The sequence below is a fragment of the Synechocystis sp. LKSZ1 genome (assembly GCF_040436315.1).
Lineage (GTDB): Bacteria > Cyanobacteriota > Cyanobacteriia > Cyanobacteriales > Microcystaceae > Synechocystis.
Window position 1 is genome coordinate 2,345,824 of sequence record NZ_AP031572.1, and the last position, 19,361, is coordinate 2,365,184.

1 protein-coding gene is annotated in these 19,361 nt (G+C 49.7%); it reads left to right on the plus strand.

Translation table 11 applies throughout. The features are described 5' to 3' along the window. Positions 1 to 43 precede the first annotated feature (43 nt). The gene (locus ABXS88_RS10760; protein ID WP_353672047.1) at positions 44 to 19,303 is read left to right on the plus strand and encodes an Ig-like domain-containing protein; all 19,260 of its coding nucleotides are present in this window, start codon (positions 44 to 46) and stop codon (positions 19,301 to 19,303) included. Positions 19,304 to 19,361 lie beyond the last annotated feature (58 nt).

Here is a 19,361-nt window from a genome sequence, read left to right on the forward strand (position 1 = left end):
CTGAATCCCACTCTTTGTCCCCGCTCCTAATTCCATACCGACCATGACTGCATCGACCCTGCTCGTTCTAGATGCCCAAATTTCTCATGCAGAATCCCTGCTCGCGGCGGTTTTACCATCGATTCCTGTCGTGATTCTGTCCCCATCTAGAGATGGCATTACTCAAATCAGCCAGGCCCTCCAGGCCTATCCCGGTATTCGCTCCTTACACCTCGTTTCCCACGGAGCACCGGGATGTCTTTATTTGGGTAACAGCAGTCTGTCCCTGGAAAATTTGACCCAGCAGGGGGCTGAATTACGGCGCTGGTTTCAGGGAATTCCTCAGCCTCAAATATTCCTCTATGGCTGTCAGGTCGCGGCGGGGGATGCCGGGGCCGAATTTATTGAAAAATTGCGTATTTTAACTCAGGCCGCTGTGGCCGCATCAACAAGCCTAACCGGGGCCGCATCCCTGGGAGGCAACTGGAATTTAGAACTTCAATTAGGTGATATTGCCATGGAATCAGTTTTTTCTGCTAATGAGCTAAATAATTATGCCGGAGTTTTGGATGCGCCGGGTTCGTTATTTATCTATGCGGAATCCTCGGTAGCCTATACAGCCCTGCTTGACCCTCTGCAATTATTAGTACAAGAAAGACTGACGGACTGGTTTGGCCAGGAAGATTACCTAACTCAATTGGCCATTCCCTTTAGTGCCACAGCAAGCAGTGAGAGTTGGACAGCCAACGCAGAGGCCCTGCGCCAGTTGATCCTGGGCGGCGACTATTCCATTCGGTTAGAAGTTCGCTCCGGTGAAGAATTAGAAGGGGCCTTTGGGGCCTATAGTGCGACGGGAACCACTAATCAGCCGACGATTTATTTAAACGGGAATTGGTTAACGACAGCAAGTACCGACCAAATACAAGCGGTTTTATTGGAAGAGCTAGGCCACAGTTTTGATCAGATTCTGAATAATGGGGCCGATAGTCCGGGCGACGAAGGAGAAATTTTTGCCAATTTGGTATTGAATACTGGCGCAAGTACAGCTAGTCTTTTACAGCAAAATGATCATCAAATCGTGACCATCGGTGGTCAACAGGTGAAGATCGAGGCTGCTGCTTGGGGGCCGTCCAATGTGGCCCAGACGTTTTATCTGCCCATGGCAGAGGACCAAGTTCGTACTTCTCTTTTCAAAATCAGCAGTTCGGTGGGGAACGACATTCGCACAGTCATTTCCCTGGTATCCACCAGTAATGGTACGGTCATTGTCTATGACCATTGGGAAGATGGTTATGAGGCCGATATTAATAATCCCACCCAAGCCACAACACAAATTTGGGGGGATGGCAATTTAAGTAATGGTGTTGCCCCTGGTGATGCTGATGACGTGCTGGCATCCGGGCAAGTCATTACCCTCATTAATACCATTAATATTGGCAATCTTGCCGCGGTGGATTTCGATGGCCGTGATCGCATTGGAGCCACCAAGGCTATTGCAGTCACTAAAGCAGGATGGGCAACTAATCCTGGGACGGTCTTAGCCGGTGCAATCAATATCTATGATGTGGGCAATTCTGGGAAGGAATATATTATTCCCATCGGGCAGAATACCGTCACGAACAATGCCAATCCAGGTGATACGGCTAACCGTTTATTTGAATATACCTCCCTTCATATCATCGCCTACGAAAATGGCACGACGGTCAATATCGACCTCAATGGTGATGGTGATACCAGTGATGCGAATGAAGTTTCCGTTACCCTTGCCCAAGGACAAAGTTATCTGGTTAATGGCAATGTGTTAGCGGGAACTAAAGTCACCTCTAATAAGGCCATCGGGGTTTACAGCATTGCAGGGGATATTGGCTCTAGCTATGAAAACCGTTGGTTAGCTATTACTCCCACCGAGCAGTGGTTCAGCAGCTACTATGCCCCCGTTGCGACAACTCGTGCTGATGCACCGGCCCACGTGTTTCTTTACAACCCCGGCAATACAGCCATCACCGTCACCTACGATACCCAAACCACGCAAGGAGCCACCATTTCGGTTCCGGCTAAGGGGAATGCCTATGTAGTGATGCCAGCTTCGGCGGCCCATTTCTATACCGTTGGTGGTGAAAAGTTTTTTGCTATTAGTACTATTGATTCGGATGCGACCTCCAACCAGTCCTACGACTGGAGCTATAGTCTGGTTCCTGAAAGTTATCTAACGGATAAGTTTGTGGTGGCCTGGGGCCCTGGCTATAACAATACCGATGGTGCAATTCCTACCGCTAAAAATGGGAGTCCGGTGTGGGTAACGGCCCCTAAAGATACCACCATTTATATTGACTATAACGGCGATGGAACCGTTGATGCGACCTATAACCTCAAGGCCCTGGAGTCCTATCGGATTCGAGACAATGCAGATAAAGACCAAAGTGGGTTAACTGTCTATACTACAGATGGCACTTTGATCACGGCGGCCTGGGGGGAGGATCCTTCCGTTGCGGATGCGGGCAATCCTTATTTGGATATGGGAACTACCGTCCTTCCCTTCCCCGATTATGTCTTCAAAAAAGCCTCTAAGGAAGCAAGTACTGCTGTCTATGGAGCCGGCGTTAGTGACAATGACAACCTAGTAGAATTAACGGAGCAGATTGAATATACCGTCAGTGTCACTAATCGTGCAGTCATTGATCTATTCAATATCAACATCAAAGACTCTATTGCGCCTTCAGATAGTGCAACCTATGTGCCAAATAGCACCTCGTTCACCATCTACGATCCCAATGGTAATATTGTTGTTTCTGTTTTAGATTTAGACGGTGCTAGTAATAATTTCCCGTTATCAGGGGCCGGTTATACGATTACCGATGCGGATCCCAACACTCCAGGTATTCAAGGCTTGCAACGGGGCTATCAAGCGGTTATTAAATATCGGGTTCAAGTCCGGGCGGATATTAATCAAAACCTCAGTGATGCGGATTATGTCATCACCAATAATGCTCAATTAACGGGAAATCCCGCTGATGGAGATCCCATCACCAAGACTGTTGAGAATGAAACTCAAGTCATTGTCAATAGCTATGACGGTGAGGTCGCCTTTTATAAGTCCGATTTCTCTGCCATTGCGACATCCTTCCAGGAAGGCGATACGATCGGTATTCAAGTCACCGATCGTGACCCAAATAAAACGAGCACAACCGCTGAAACCTTGACAGTGACGGTGACTAATATCACCACCGGGGAAACAGAGGTAGTAACCTTAACGGAAACAGGCGTTAATACAGGAATTTTTCGGGGTACCCTAGCAACTTCTATTACCAGTTCCAATAATGGGAACAATAGCGGTACGCTTTACATGGTGCAGGCGGATTCCCTAAAAGTAGAATACACTGATCCAGTTTTTGGAACGGCGTTTGATAATCCAACTAAACCGGGGATTCCCCAGAGTTCTAACAATACGGCAAACCCATTATTACCATCTCCAGGAAATAATAGTGACGCTGATACCAGTACGGCTACGGGGAAACCGAATACAGCCAATGCAACGGTTGCTGTTCCCAGCAAAACGAAAATTTTATATCTATCGGCAGATGCGGCCGATAATGACGGAACCGGTGATTTAGACCGGATTAATCCAGCCGATCCTGATAGTAACCCAAGCACTTCAGACCCGGATACCTCGACTTCCAGTACGACTAACATTACTCCTGCTATCGCTGCTACAGGGGGCGGAACGGGGACTTATCGTGATAATTTTTCAACTGCTGCCTATAACAATAGTGATGGCACGGAAAGTTGGACAACCTCGTGGACAGAAGTTGGCACTAACACCGACACGAATGCTGGATCAGGGATCATCAAAATCAATACATCGGCTCCGGCTGGCTTGGCTTTTGAGCGAAGTGGGAGTACTAACCCTGTAGATGCTGATGTTCAACGCTCTTTGAATCTAAGCTCAGCAGATACATCACAGGCTATTACATTAAGCTTTACTGTTACAACACTAGATAGTCTTGGTTATAGTGGTATTAATAATGATAATAGTACTGAAAGTGTAACACTAAGAATTTCCACTGATGGTGGAACGACGTTTAATGCGATCACCACTGGAAGTTTTACAAAGACCTCAGGTTCAACCACCTCTGCTGTTCATAGTAACGGTGTATTTAAGGGGGACAGTAATGGTACGGGAAGTTATACAGTTGATATCAAAAGCTTGATTGCTAGTGCAACCAATAAAAACAATATCATTGTCCGATTTGATGGTACTAACTTAAGTAGAACTAACGCAAGTGATCCACTTTTTGCTGTTGATGATTTCCAAATTTCTTTTACGAAAACAGGTACCCCTGCAACGCCTGCTGTTCCTGCGACTTTCACCCAAGCTATCAACATGGCAGACGCTTTTGCCATGCCAACTGGTGGACAAATTTCTGTTGTTACCTACGTCAGCAATGTAACAGGAAATCCTAATGGTTCTGCCAATATCACTGCCAATCTTACCTATGGTGCTGGCAATACTGTCATTGCCAATTTGAGTAACCCTGTTTATAACAGTGGTGCCGGTACTCTTACTTGGACAGGAACATTAGCCAGTGCAGTTAATATACCTAGTGGAAATGCTGTTAAGTTAGTTATTAACAATAACCAATCTGGAGTCAGTTTCAAAGTTGATTATGACAGTAACACGAAACCCTCTCGCATTGAGCTACCGACTACAACAGTTATTGACATTAAAGACGTAGACAATAATGCCGGTAATGGCATCCAGGAAATTGGTTTTTATGACAATTCTTTAGCCAATGGCGGTAGTCTCATCACCGCTGGCACCGTTAATGCGGGTCAAATTGTTTACCTGCGCGTCAGAGTTAGTGATCCCTTTGGTGACTACGACATCACCGGTCTGACCGTAACTATTGATGGGCCAGGTGCAACTGGCGATCAAACGGTTACTTTAACCAATGCCAACGTCATCAATGCATCTGGAGATGGGGTTGCCATCAAAACCTACGAGTACGCCTGGCAGACTGTCTTTAATACCGGGATCTACGACATCAAGGTTGTGGCTAAAGAAGGTTCTGAAGGAATTACCACTAGTGCAACCTCCAGCCTTATTGTCACATCTACAGATACAGGCACTCCCTCTGTTACTACCTTTATCACGGCCCTCGGGGGAATCGATGCAGGCCCTAATTATGCCCAAGGAGCCAATGCCTTTTTGCGGGTCACTGACCTAGATGAAAATTCCAATCCCTCTGTTCAGGAAACAGTTACGGCCATTGTTAATGGCACATCTTTTACGCTTACTGAAACAGGGCCAAATACAGGGATTTTTGAAGCGGCCCTGACTGGCCCAGGTTTTACGAATTTACCCCAAGGTGCAGTCCTTAGCGCCAGCTATGTTGACAATGATGATGCCACCGACACCAGTACCGATGTCATCAGTGTTCCGGTTCCGGGCAATCAGGCGCCCGATGCCGTCAATGACAGTTTCAGTACCAATGAAGATACCCAATCTGCAGTCCTCAACCTGTTAGCTAATGATACGGATGTTGATGGTAATCCCCTAAGCATCACCAATATCGCTGGGACAGTCTTGACACCGGGGACAGCCCAGAACATCGCGGTGACCAATGGCACCGTGAATGTGAGTGCCGGTGGTCAAATCACCTTCACCCCAGCCGCCAACTACAACGGTCCCGTCAGCTTCGACTACACCATCAGTGATGGCAACGGAGGAACCGATACCGCCACCGTCAATGGCACCATCAATGCCGTTAATGATGCGCCCGATGCCGTCAATGACAGTTTCAGTACCAATGAAGATACCCAATCTGCAGTCCTCAACCTGTTAGCTAATGATACGGATGTTGATGGTAATCCCCTAAGCATCACCAATATCGCTGGGACAGTCTTGACACCGGGGACAGCCCAGAACATCGCGGTGACCAATGGCACCGTGAATGTGAGTGCCGGTGGTCAAATCACCTTCACCCCAGCCGCCAACTACAACGGTCCCGTCAGCTTCGACTACACCATCAGCGATGGCAACGGAGGAACCGATACCGCCACCGTCAATGGCACCATCAATGCCGTTAATGATGCGCCCGATGCCGTCAATGACAGTTTCAGTACCAATGAAGATACCCAATCTGCAGTCCTCAACCTGTTAGCTAATGATACGGATGTTGATGGTAATCCCCTAAGCATCACCAATATCGCTGGGACAGCCTTGACACCGGGGACAGCCCAGAACATCGCGGTGACCAATGGCACCGTGAATGTGAGTGCCGGTGGTCAAATCACCTTCACCCCAGCCGCCAACTACAACGGTCCCGTCAGCTTCGACTACACCATCAGCGATGGCAACGGAGGAACCGATACCGCCACCGTCAATGGCACCATCAATGCCGTTAATGATGCGCCCGATGCCGTCAATGACAGTTTCAGTACCAATGAAGATACCCAATCTGCAGTCCTCAACCTGTTAGCTAATGATACGGATGTTGATGGTAATCCCCTAAGCATCACCAATATCGCTGGGACAGTCTTGACACCGGGGACAGCCCAGAACATCGCGGTGACCAATGGCACCGTGAATGTGAGTGCCGGTGGTCAAATCACCTTCACCCCAGCCGCCAACTACAACGGTCCCGTCAGCTTCGACTACACCATCAGCGATGGCAACGGAGGAACCGATACCGCCACCGTCAATGGCACCATCAATGCCGTTAATGATGCGCCCGATGCCGTCAATGACAGTTTCAGTACCAATGAAGATACCCAATCTGCAGTCCTCAACCTGTTAGCTAATGATACGGATGTTGATGGTAATCCCCTAAGCATCACCAATATCGCTGGGACAGTCTTGACACCGGGGACAGCCCAGAACATCGCGGTGACCAATGGCACCGTGAATGTGAGTGCCGGTGGTCAAATCACCTTCACCCCAGCCGCCAACTACAACGGTCCCGTCAGCTTCGACTACACCATCAGCGATGGCAACGGAGGAACCGATACCGCCACCGTCAATGGCACCATCAATGCCGTTAATGATGCGCCCGATGCCGTCAATGACAGTTTCAGTACCAATGAAGATACCCAATCTGCAGTCCTCAACCTGTTAGCTAATGATACGGATGTTGATGGTAATCCCCTAAGCATCACCAATATCGCTGGGACAGTCTTGACACCGGGGACAGCCCAGAACATCGCGGTGACCAATGGCACCGTGAATGTGAGTGCCGGTGGTCAAATCACCTTCACCCCAGCCGCCAACTACAACGGTCCCGTCAGCTTCGACTACACCATCAGCGATGGCAACGGAGGAACCGATACCGCCACCGTCAATGGCACCATCAATGCCGTTAATGATGCGCCCGATGCCGTCAATGACAGTTTCAGTACCAATGAAGATACCCAATCTGCAGTCCTCAACCTGTTAGCTAATGATACGGATGTTGATGGTAATCCCCTAAGCATCACCAATATCGCTGGGACAGTCTTGACACCGGGGACAGCCCAGAACATCGCGGTGACCAATGGCACCGTGAATGTGAGTGCCGGTGGTCAAATCACCTTCACCCCAGCCGCCAACTACAACGGTCCCGTCAGCTTCGACTACACCATCAGCGATGGCAACGGAGGAACCGATACCGCCACCGTCAATGGCACCATCAATGCCGTTAATGATGCGCCCGATGCCGTCAATGACAGTTTCAGTACCAATGAAGATACCCAATCTGCAGTCCTCAACCTGTTAGCTAATGATACGGATGTTGATGGTAATCCCCTAAGCATCACCAATATCGCTGGGACAGCCTTGACACCGGGGACAGCCCAGAACATCGCGGTGACCAATGGCACCGTGAATGTGAGTGCCGGTGGTCAAATCACCTTCACCCCAGCCGCCAACTACAACGGTCCCGTCAGCTTCGACTACACCATCAGCGATGGCAACGGAGGAACCGATACCGCCACCGTCAATGGCACCATCAATGCCGTTAATGATGCGCCCGATGCCGTCAATGACAGTTTCAGTACCAATGAAGATACCCAATCTGCAGTCCTCAACCTGTTAGCTAATGATACGGATGTTGATGGTAATCCCCTAAGCATCACCAATATCGCTGGGACAGTCTTGACACCGGGGACAGCCCAGAACATCGCGGTGACCAATGGCACCGTGAATGTGAGTGCCGGTGGTCAAATCACCTTCACCCCAGCCGCCAACTACAACGGTCCCGTCAGCTTCGACTACACCATCAGCGATGGCAACGGAGGAACCGATACCGCCACCGTCAATGGCACCATCAATGCCGTTAATGATGCGCCCGATGCCGTCAATGACAGTTTCAGTACCAATGAAGATACCCAATCTGCAGTCCTCAACCTGTTAGCTAATGATACGGATGTTGATGGTAATCCCCTAAGCATCACCAATATCGCTGGGACAGTCTTGACACCGGGGACAGCCCAGAACATCGCGGTGACCAATGGCACCGTGAATGTGAGTGCCGGTGGTCAAATCACCTTCACCCCAGCCGCCAACTACAACGGTCCCGTCAGCTTCGACTACACCATCAGCGATGGCAACGGAGGAACCGATACCGCCACCGTCAATGGCACCATCAATGCCGTTAATGATGCGCCCGATGCCGTCAATGACAGTTTCAGTACCAATGAAGATACCCAATCTGCAGTCCTCAACCTGTTAGCTAATGATACGGATGTTGATGGTAATCCCCTAAGCATCACCAATATCGCTGGGACAGTCTTGACACCGGGGACAGCCCAGAACATCGCGGTGACCAATGGCACCGTGAATGTGAGTGCCGGTGGTCAAATCACCTTCACCCCAGCCGCCAACTACAACGGTCCCGTCAGCTTTGACTACACCATCAGCGATGGCAACGGAGGAACCGATACCGCCACCGTCAATGGCACCATCAATGCCGTTAATGATGCGCCCGATGCCGTCAATGACAGTTTCAGTACCAATGAAGATACCCAATCTGCAGTCCTCAACCTGTTAGCTAATGATACGGATGTTGATGGTAATCCCCTAAGCATCACCAATATCGCTGGGACAGCCTTGACACCGGGGACAGCCCAGAACATCGCGGTGACCAATGGCACCGTGAATGTGAGTGCCGGTGGTCAAATCACCTTCACCCCAGCCGCCAACTACAACGGTCCCGTCAGCTTCGACTACACCATCAGCGATGGCAACGGAGGAACCGATACCGCCACCGTCAATGGCACCATCAATGCCGTTAATGATGCGCCCGATGCCGTCAATGACAGTTTCAGTACCAATGAAGATACCCAATCTGCAGTCCTCAACCTGTTAGCTAATGATACGGATGTTGATGGTAATCCCCTAAGCATCACCAATATCGCTGGGACAGCCTTGACACCGGGGACAGCCCAGAACATCGCGGTGACCAATGGCACCGTGAATGTGAGTGCCGGTGGTCAAATCACCTTCACCCCAGCCGCCAACTACAACGGTCCCGTCAGCTTCGACTACACCATCAGCGATGGCAACGGAGGAACCGATACCGCCACCGTCAATGGCACCATCAATGCCGTTAATGATGCGCCCGATGCCGTCAATGACAGTTTCAGTACCAATGAAGATACCCAATCTGCAGTCCTCAACCTGTTAGCTAATGATACGGATGTTGATGGTAATCCCCTAAGCATCACCAATATCGCTGGGACAGTCTTGACACCGGGGACAGCCCAGAACATCGCGGTGACCAATGGCACCGTGAATGTGAGTGCCGGTGGTCAAATCACCTTCACCCCAGCCGCCAACTACAACGGTCCCGTCAGCTTCGACTACACCATCAGCGATGGCAACGGAGGAACCGATACCGCCACCGTCAATGGCACCATCAATGCCGTTAATGATGCGCCCGATGCCGTCAATGACAGTTTCAGTACCAATGAAGATACCCAATCTGCAGTCCTCAACCTGTTAGCTAATGATACGGATGTTGATGGTAATCCCCTAAGCATCACCAATATCGCTGGGACAGTCTTGACACCGGGGACAGCCCAGAACATCGCGGTGACCAATGGCACCGTGAATGTGAGTGCCGGTGGTCAAATCACCTTCACCCCAGCCGCCAACTACAACGGTCCCGTCAGCTTTGACTACACCATCAGCGATGGCAACGGAGGAACCGATACCGCCACCGTCAATGGCACCATCAATGCCGTTAATGATGCGCCTGTCTTAGATTTAGATGCAAATAATAGCAGTGGGGCCAGCGGGGCCGATTATGTAACGGCCTTCACTCCTGGTGTCCCAGTCGCTATAGGAGATTCAGATCTCACCATCACAGATGTTGATAGCTCCAATATTGTCAGTGCAACGATTACCTTAACCAACGCCCAAGCTGGGGATGTCCTCAACACCCCCACTATTGCTGGGTTAAGCTTTAACACCGACACATCAGTAGCGGGTCAAATAAAGGTCACTGTAACGGGTAGCAAAACCCTAGACGAATACGAAGCGGCCATCAAAGCTATTACCTTCAGCAATAGCAGTAACAACTCTGATACTACGGCTCGAACAATTACAGTTGTTGTCAATGATGGCGATCAAGATAGCAATATAGCTACCACGACTATCAGCACGTTAAATATCAATAGCCTTACTGTTAATGAAGGCTCCCCCTATGCCGTATTTACGGTAACCGGTAGCAGTGGACAATCCGTCTTTCTCAGCACCACTGGAGGAACCGCCACCAAAGAAACGGATGGGATACTCGGTAATGGTGAAGACTTTGGCAATGGACTAGAGTATTTTGATGGTACGTCCTGGGTTGCTTATACGGGGACTGCAGTAACCTTCCCTTCGGGAGGAACGACTCTTCTAGTCCGTACTCCAATTACGAATGACTCGCCATTTGAGGGCCCGGAAACCTTTACCTTATCTGCCATAAGTAGTACGGGAGGATCTAGTGCAACCGGAACCGGAACTATTGTTGATGATGGTACCGGTACTATCTTCAACGACAACGGCACTCCAAATAATACAGCGCCTAAAGATGATGACCGACCGAGCTTCAGCATCAATGATGTCACGGTCAACGAAGCGGCCGGAACAGCAACCTTTACGGTCACCAAGACTGGTACCACTACCGAGAGTGCAACGGTCAATTTTGGTACATCCAATGGCAGTGCTACCTCAGGTCAAGACTACACAACCAACAGCGGCACCCTGACCTTTGCGGCCAATGAAACCAGTAAAACGGTCACGGTCAATATCACCAACGATGGCATCTTTGAAGGCAGTGAAACCTTTAATGTCAATTTGTCCAATGCCACTAATGCCACCATTGCTGATGGGACGGGGGTAGGAACCATCAAGGATGATGGAACCGTGAGCGGGCCAGGCCCAATTCCCGCTGATGATGACCGACCGAGCTTCAGCATCAATGATGTCACGGTCAACGAAGCGGCCGGAACGGCAACCTTTACGGTCACCAAGACTGGTACCACTACCCAGAGTGCAACGGTCAATTTTGGTACATCCAATGGCAGTGCTACCTCAGGTCAAGACTACACAACCAACAGCGGCACCCTGACCTTTGCGGCCAATGAAACCAGTAAAACGGTCACGGTCAATATCACCAACGATGGCATCTTTGAAGGCAGTGAAACCTTTAATGTCAATCTGTCCAATGCCACTAATGCCACCATTGCCGATGGGACGGGGGTAGGAACCATCAAGGATGATGGAACCGTGACCGGGCCAGGCTCAATTCCCGCTGATGATGACCGACCGAGCTTCAGCATCAATGATGTCACGGTCAACGAAGCGGCCGGAACGGCAACCTTTACGGTCACCAAGACTGGTACCACTACCCAGAGTGCAACGGTCAATTTTGGTACATCCAATGGTAGTGCCACCTCAGGTCAAGACTACACGGGAACCACTGGCACCCTGACCTTTGCGGCTAATGAAACCAGTAAAACGGTCACGGTCAATATCACTAACGACGGCATCTTTGAAGGCAGTGAAACCTTTAATGTCAATCTGTCCAATGCTACTAATGCCACCATTGCCGATGGGACGGGGGTAGGAACCATCAAGGATGATGGAACCGTGAGCGGGCCAGGCCCAATTCCCGCTGATGATGACCGACCGAGCTTCAGCATCAATGATGTCACGGTCAACGAAGCGGCTGGAACGGCAACCTTTACGGTCACCAAGACTGGTACCACTACCCAGAGTGCAACGGTCAATTTTGGTACATCCAATGGTAGTGCCACCTCAGGTCAAGACTACACGGGAACTAATGGCACCCTAACCTTTGCGGCCAATGAAACCAGTAAAACGGTCACGGTCAATATCACCAACGATGGCATCTTTGAAGGCAGCGAAACCTTTAATGTCAATTTGTCCAATGCCACTAATGCCACCATTGCCGATGGGACGGGGGTAGGAACCATCAAGGATGATGGAACCGTGAGCGGGCCAGGCCCAATTCCTGCTGATGATGACCGACCGAGCTTCAGCATCAATGATGTCACGGTCAACGAAGCGGCCGGAACGGCAACCTTTACGGTCACCAAGACTGGTACCACTACCCAGAGTGCAACGGTCAATTTTGGTACATCCAATGGTAGTGCCACCTCAGGTCAAGACTACACGGGAACCACTGGCACCCTGACCTTTGCGGCTAATGAAACCAGCAAAACCATCACCGTTAACATCATCAACGACGGCACCTACGAAGGCAGTGAAACCTTCAATGTCAATTTGTCCAATGCTACTAATGCCACCATTGCTGGCGGTACTGGCGTAGGAACCATCAAGGATGATGGAACCGTGAGCGGGCCAGGCCCAATTCCTGCTGATGATGATCGACCGTTAAATGTCAGTAGCCCAGTGGTAACGGAAGGGACTAACCCCTTTGCCATTTTTGAGATTCAGGGAGTGGCTGGTCAAACACTATCGTTGACATTGGGCAATACCAGCGATGGTGAGAATACAGCCACCCAAGGCTTAGACTACGCCTCTTCAACGCCTGCTCTCCAGTACTCTATCGATGGAGGGCAAACTTGGCAGGCCTACAGCGGTGGCAATATCACCATTCCAGGGGTATCGGGAAGTACCAACGCATTTTTGGTGCGGACAGTCATTGTCGATGATACCGTTGCCGCTGAAGGCAATGAAACATTCACCTTGAAAGCCACCTATACCAGTGGTGCCAGCAAGAGTGCAACGGGAACCGGCACGATTCAGGATAATGACTCTTTAAATGTAAACGTCATAGCCTTGACCCCCGTCAATGAAGCCTCAACCTATGCCCTGTTCACTGTGAATGGCAGCATCGGAGAAACGCTAGATCTTAGTCTAGGTAATACAACAACTGGAACAGACCAGGATGCCAGCATCAATGGCTTTGTAATGGAGTATTCCAGCGATGGTACAAACTGGATAGCCTATAGTGCAGCCAGTAAACCAATTGTTCCTGCCAGTGGCACGATCTATGTACGGGTCAACATTAGCAGCGAGCAAGATAGCCCCTATGAAGGAGCAGAAACGTTTACCTTAAAGGCAGACATCACCCGAGCCCCTGGGGCAAGTGATACGGATATTGCCACCATTGTTGATGATGGAACGGGCAATAAATATACAGGCAATATCATCGGAGGAAACCCTACCACGGATCCAACGACCAAGGATGATGACCGTATTCTGACAATTAATGACGTTACGGTCAACGAAGCCTCACCCTACGCGGTCTTTACGGTTACAGGCATAAGTGGCCAAACCATCTCACTTGCAAGCAATGGAGACAGTGCGTCAAAGGGGATAGACTTTGGTGACGCTCTAGAATACTCCTTAAACAATGGCATAACTTGGAACAACTACTCGACTCCGGTCACCCTAGCCGGGACGACGATGCTAGTTCGCAGTGCCATCAATAACGATACATCCTACGAAGGAGCGGAAACCTTCACCTTAACGGCCACCTATACCAGTGGAGGCGTGAAGAATGCCACGGGAACCGGAACCATTATCGATGATGGCACGGGTATTATCTTCAATCCCAACGGTAGCCCAGATAATACAACACCCAAAGATGATGACCGTCCGAGGATTAGCATCAACACCATTGCCGGAGACGACATTATCAATGCATTGGAAGCCAGTAGTCCAATAGCAGTAAGTGGCACTACCAGTGGTGTAGAAGATGGACAAACCGTAACAGTTATCATTGACGGCAACATTTATACCACCACGGTGAGTAGCAATGTTTGGACGCTCGATGTCCCCGTTGCGGATATTGCCAACTTTGAAGCGAGTGAAATCGTCACCGCCAATGTGAGTGACCTGGCGGGTAACCCAGCGCCCCAGGCCAATCGGAATATCATTATAGATACCGCTGCCCCTAATGTGGCCATCACCAGCATTACGGATGACAGTGGCAATGCAGGAGACTTCGTTACCAATGACCAAACCTTAGTGATTGCTGGAACTTGGACAAATCTGCCCACAAATACCTTGGCAGTAACCTTTAACGGAATTACTTATACACTGGGAATAGCTCCTCAATTAACGGTTAGTGGCAATAATTGGACGTTAGATCTCACTGGTGTGACGACCTCTCCAGGTAATTATGTCGTAACAGCTAAAGCCACTGATCTTGCTAACAACACGGCCCAGACCAGTCAAAATATTACGATTGATACCACCGCTCCGACTCTAGACATCACAGGGCCAACAGATCCCCTTGGGCCTGGAGAAAGCAGGACGATTACCTTCACCTTCAGCGAAGTCCCCGTTGGGTTTGATAGCAATGACATTACGGTAACGGGCGGAAACCTATCGAACTTAACACCAACGGCAAACCCCTTAATCTTTACCGCGATTTTTACCCAGTCAGGTACTGGTGAGCCTAGCATCAGCGTGGCCAACAACCGCTATAGCGACGAAGCGGGGAATCTTGGCACAGGAGATAGTTTAACCCTGGGTATTGATGCCACACCGCCCGATATCCGGATTACCCTGGCTGCTGATATTACCGCGGATGACATTATCAATGGAGCAGAGGCCAGCCAAAGCATTCCCATCACAGGCACAGTCGAAGGAGAATTCAACCCTGGCGATACGGTTATCCTAACGATTAATGGTCAAACCTTTACTGGCCCCGTTGGCAACGATGGTAGTTTTAGCATCAACGTACCCGGCAGTACCCTGGCCGCCGATCCTGACCGTACTATCGAAGCTAGCATCACCAGCACAGATGGCGTGGGCAATAGCACTACTGCCACGGATACCGAAACCTACAGCGTTGATACGACAGCTCCTGGTGCGCCCACGGTCACCATTACCGAAGATACCAACAATGACGGGATTCTGAATGGAGATGAATTGAGTGGTAACGTCGATGTCAAAATCGATCTACCTGCCGATGCCTTAGTAGGAGATAAACTCACCGTCACTGACGGTAGTATCCCCCGGGAAATCATCCTAACGGCACAACAAATCACCGATAAATTTGTTACTACCAGCTTTGTCCCACCCGCCGATGGTTCCTCCCTCACGGTAACGGCTTTCCTAACTGATCGAGCGGGCAATACAGGGCCTGCCAGTAACGATAGTGCCACCTTGGATCTCACCGGGCCTGAAACCGGCGACCTTGATATTACCGATGCAACAGATACCGGGGCTGATGATCTATTAACGGCTAATGGCAATCCTCAGCTCACCTTCGTGGGAGAGCCCGGCCTGACTATTTCCCTACTCGGGCCGAACGAAGAACCTTTAGAGAGCAATCAATTCAGTGTCAGCTACGACCCTGTCACCGGCCTTTACACAGTTACCCTACTCGATGCCGATCTGGCTCAAAGCGGGAATCAACCCTTCGGTACCTTTGACAACCAAGGGCCAACGAATAATCCGCCCAATGCTGTGGATGGTTTCTACACAATCCTTGCCACGGATACAGCGGGCAATGAGGCTGATGTCGGCCAGTTTGAAATTGAGACTTCCCCCCCTCCTCCACCGCCCCCAGTCAGTGTAACGGTAACGAGTCCCACGGTGAATGAGGCCTCTCCCTATGCCGTCTTTACGGTGGATGGAGCACTAGGCCAATTAGTCAGTCTCTCGCTCACTAACGGCACAGCTGGGTCAAGCGACTATGGCAATGGTCTGGAGTATTCTGCGGATGGCGGAGCCACCTGGACATCCTATACGGGGGGGGGAATTCCCCTCAATGGCGCTGGGGGAACTCTGCTGGTGCGCACACCAATTACCAATGACACGATCTATGAGGGAGCGGAAACCTTTACCCTGACGGCAACTCCCACCGGCGGAACGGCGGCAATCGGAACGGGAACCATTGTCGATGATGGCACGGGTATTATCTTCAATCCCGACGGTAGCCCAAATAGTACCGCACCCAAGGATGACGACTTCATTCAGGCTCTACCTGACTACAAGTTCATTGATCAAAACACCGATAAGCCTTACCTGATTAATGCTCTTGCTAATGATGCTGGCAACCAAATTAGTATCCTGAGTTATGAGCAACCTCGTTTGGGAACGGTTACTAAAGTTCCAATGGCTCCATCTCTAGGAGTAGAAGGCAATAATTCCAACAGCGAACAATTTCTCTATACACCGGCTTTGGTCGGTGATGATCCTGAATTTATTGGCTCTGAGTTTGTCAATCAACTCATCACAGAAGTTACACAAGGCGTATTCCGACTCTCAACTACCGGCATCAATAATCTCCCGGGTGCAATCCCTCAGCTCAAATTCACCCTCAAAAATAGTAAGGGGGAGTTTACCAACGAGCTATTTGTTTTCAAGGTTGATGATGCTAGTGGCAGTATCAATGGTCTTCAACCGGGTCAAGCCGGATACCTGGCCGCAGCCCTCCAATCTAGTCGGGTGATTTTCTCGGCCCTGGCCAATAATCGTCTTCTGGAAACCTCTCGTATTCTGGATGACTTTAGTGCCACTGACCTCGTCGGATTTGCTTTGGTACAAAATAGTAGCCTCGAAGATGTTTTAGCCGCTCTTGAGACGGGCACAACCCCCGCTAATGTTTTCTTGAGCATTGCCAAAGGGAATCCTGATGGTATTAATCATGTTCAGCGCTCAGGTATTAGTACCAATCAATTTACCCTGAGCTTTGAAGATCAACTCAATGGGGGCGACAGAGACTACAACGATGTTGTGATTCAAGTAGAAGCCAATAATGACTCGATGCGCCTTGGTACGGAAATTCAAGGTTCTCCGGAAAATGAAGTCATTGACCTCCGTCAAAGTACTCTGCCGATTACTGCATTTTTCAACATTAGTGGCAATAGTATTGCACGCAATCAACTCGGTTTTTATCGGGTTGAAAACGAACAGGGAAGTATTCGTAACCCTGTCACGGGTGCGCTGGTTAATCCAGGAGATGCTAACTATACACAGTTGGCCCTGCAAATCAGTAATAGTCTTGGCTTATCTTCTGTACAAAATCTCCGCTCTGCGAACTTAGCGCCCGGATTTTTGTACGCCCCTTACATCACAACGGTGGGCGAAAATAGTTCCAATACCTATTTCCCCTACCGTCTTGCGAACTCTGATGGCATCGACCACGTTCGTCTGTTAGGAGATAATACCTTTGGATTTGAGGATACGGAAGGGGGCGGTGACAAGGATTATGAAGACCTCGTTGTCCAGGCCAATTTGGAGATGGAAACCAGTCGGGGAGTATTTCAACTCCGGCAAATTCAGCCCTACACGGACACCTTTAACTACACGATTACGAATGCTAGCGGACTAACGGCAGAGACAACTGTAACGATAGATGTGCAGGATACCTTGATTTCTAACCTCAAGGTTACTCTCCTAAACAACAATGCTGGCTTTAATAATGAGGTTATTTTCTTCAAAGTCGAAGATGATGCTGGGACAATTAACGGTTTAAAGCCGGGTGATGCGGGCTATCTTGAGACGGCCTTAGCCCGCAGTCGGGTCATCTTTTCTGCGATTAATGGGGCCACATCTCCGTTTAATGAACCCCTCACTCGCATCTTTGAAGATTTTACTCCCACTGATCGACTGAGCTTTGCCCTCATCCAAAATAGTACCCTTGATGATGCCTTAGACGGACTGTCCCTGGGACAGGCCCTACCGAATATTTTCTGGAGCCTGGAAACTGCTAATAAGGATGGAATCAACCATGCCAATCTAACCGCCTTTAGCCCCAGTTCCTTTACCTTGAGCTTTGAAGATTTAGCAGGAGGCGGAGACCTGGACTACAACGATATCAATCTTAAAGTTGAAGCCACCAGTGAAGTTATTCCCTTTGGCGCTAATTTGCAAGGTGGACAACAAGGTGAAATTCTCGACCTGCGCTCAACGGCATCACTCCAGGCCTTAGACTCAACCGAAATTCTCCTGGGCTTCCAAGTCAAAACCGCCGCCAGCAATCTCAACTCGGTCGGTTTGTATCTCGTCCAAGATGCCGAAGGAACCATTCTAGACGCCAATGGCAATCGGTTAACTCCGGGTAATCCCAACTATGCGGCAGAAGCCATTCGCCAGCGTGTCCCCTTGATTTCCAATGGCTTGCCTATTGGGACAACCATTGCAAAAGAGGGAATCTATGCTCCATTCTTGATTACCAAAGGAACCGAATCAGACTTTCTGGCCAAAAATCCCCAAAACCTGGCTCAAACAGATACGCCCATTGCCTATTTCCCCTTTATTGAAGCTAATCCAGATCAACTCGATCACCTTCGATTGTTAGCCGATAATACATTTAGCTTTGAAGATCAGCTGGGGGGAGGCGACCAAGACGATAATGATGTCATTGTTAAGGTCAATCAAACTCCGCTGAATAATGAACTTCTCGATTTAAGTTCTTTCTCGGGCCAAGTTCAAGCCAGCTTTACCAATATTGTGAGTAATGCCCAGTTTCTTAATTCCGTTGGCTTCTATCGTGTAGCAGATCAATTGGGTACAGTTATTGACCCCCTGACCAATCGGGCCTTAACGCCTAATGATCTGGGCTATGCTGAAGCGTCCTTGCGTAACGCTATTCCCGGTTTAGTGATTAATAAAAATACGTCTCCGTCAACCATTAACCTACCAGGAGGTAGTCTTTTTGCTCCCTACTTAATCGTGGATACTGGAACTGGACTGCCAACAACCTACTTCTCCTACCTGGGGGCCAATCCCGATAAGGCCGACCATATGATCTTCTCGGAGGACAATAAACTCTTCCGCTTTGAAGATTCCTTTGGTGGTGGTGACATCGATTTCAATGACCTGCAATTCCGGGTCAACCTCAGTCCCCTCTAGGCTTTTCGGGAAAGCTTAATTCTTCAGGGTAGGGCGATGATGACTCCGCTCTCCCTGA

Excerpts from the sequence above, each read along its gene's own strand:
- ABXS88_RS10760 (WP_353672047.1), top strand. The coding sequence starts at position 44 with ATGACTGCATCGACCCTGCTCGTTCTAGATGCCCAAATTTCTCATGCA.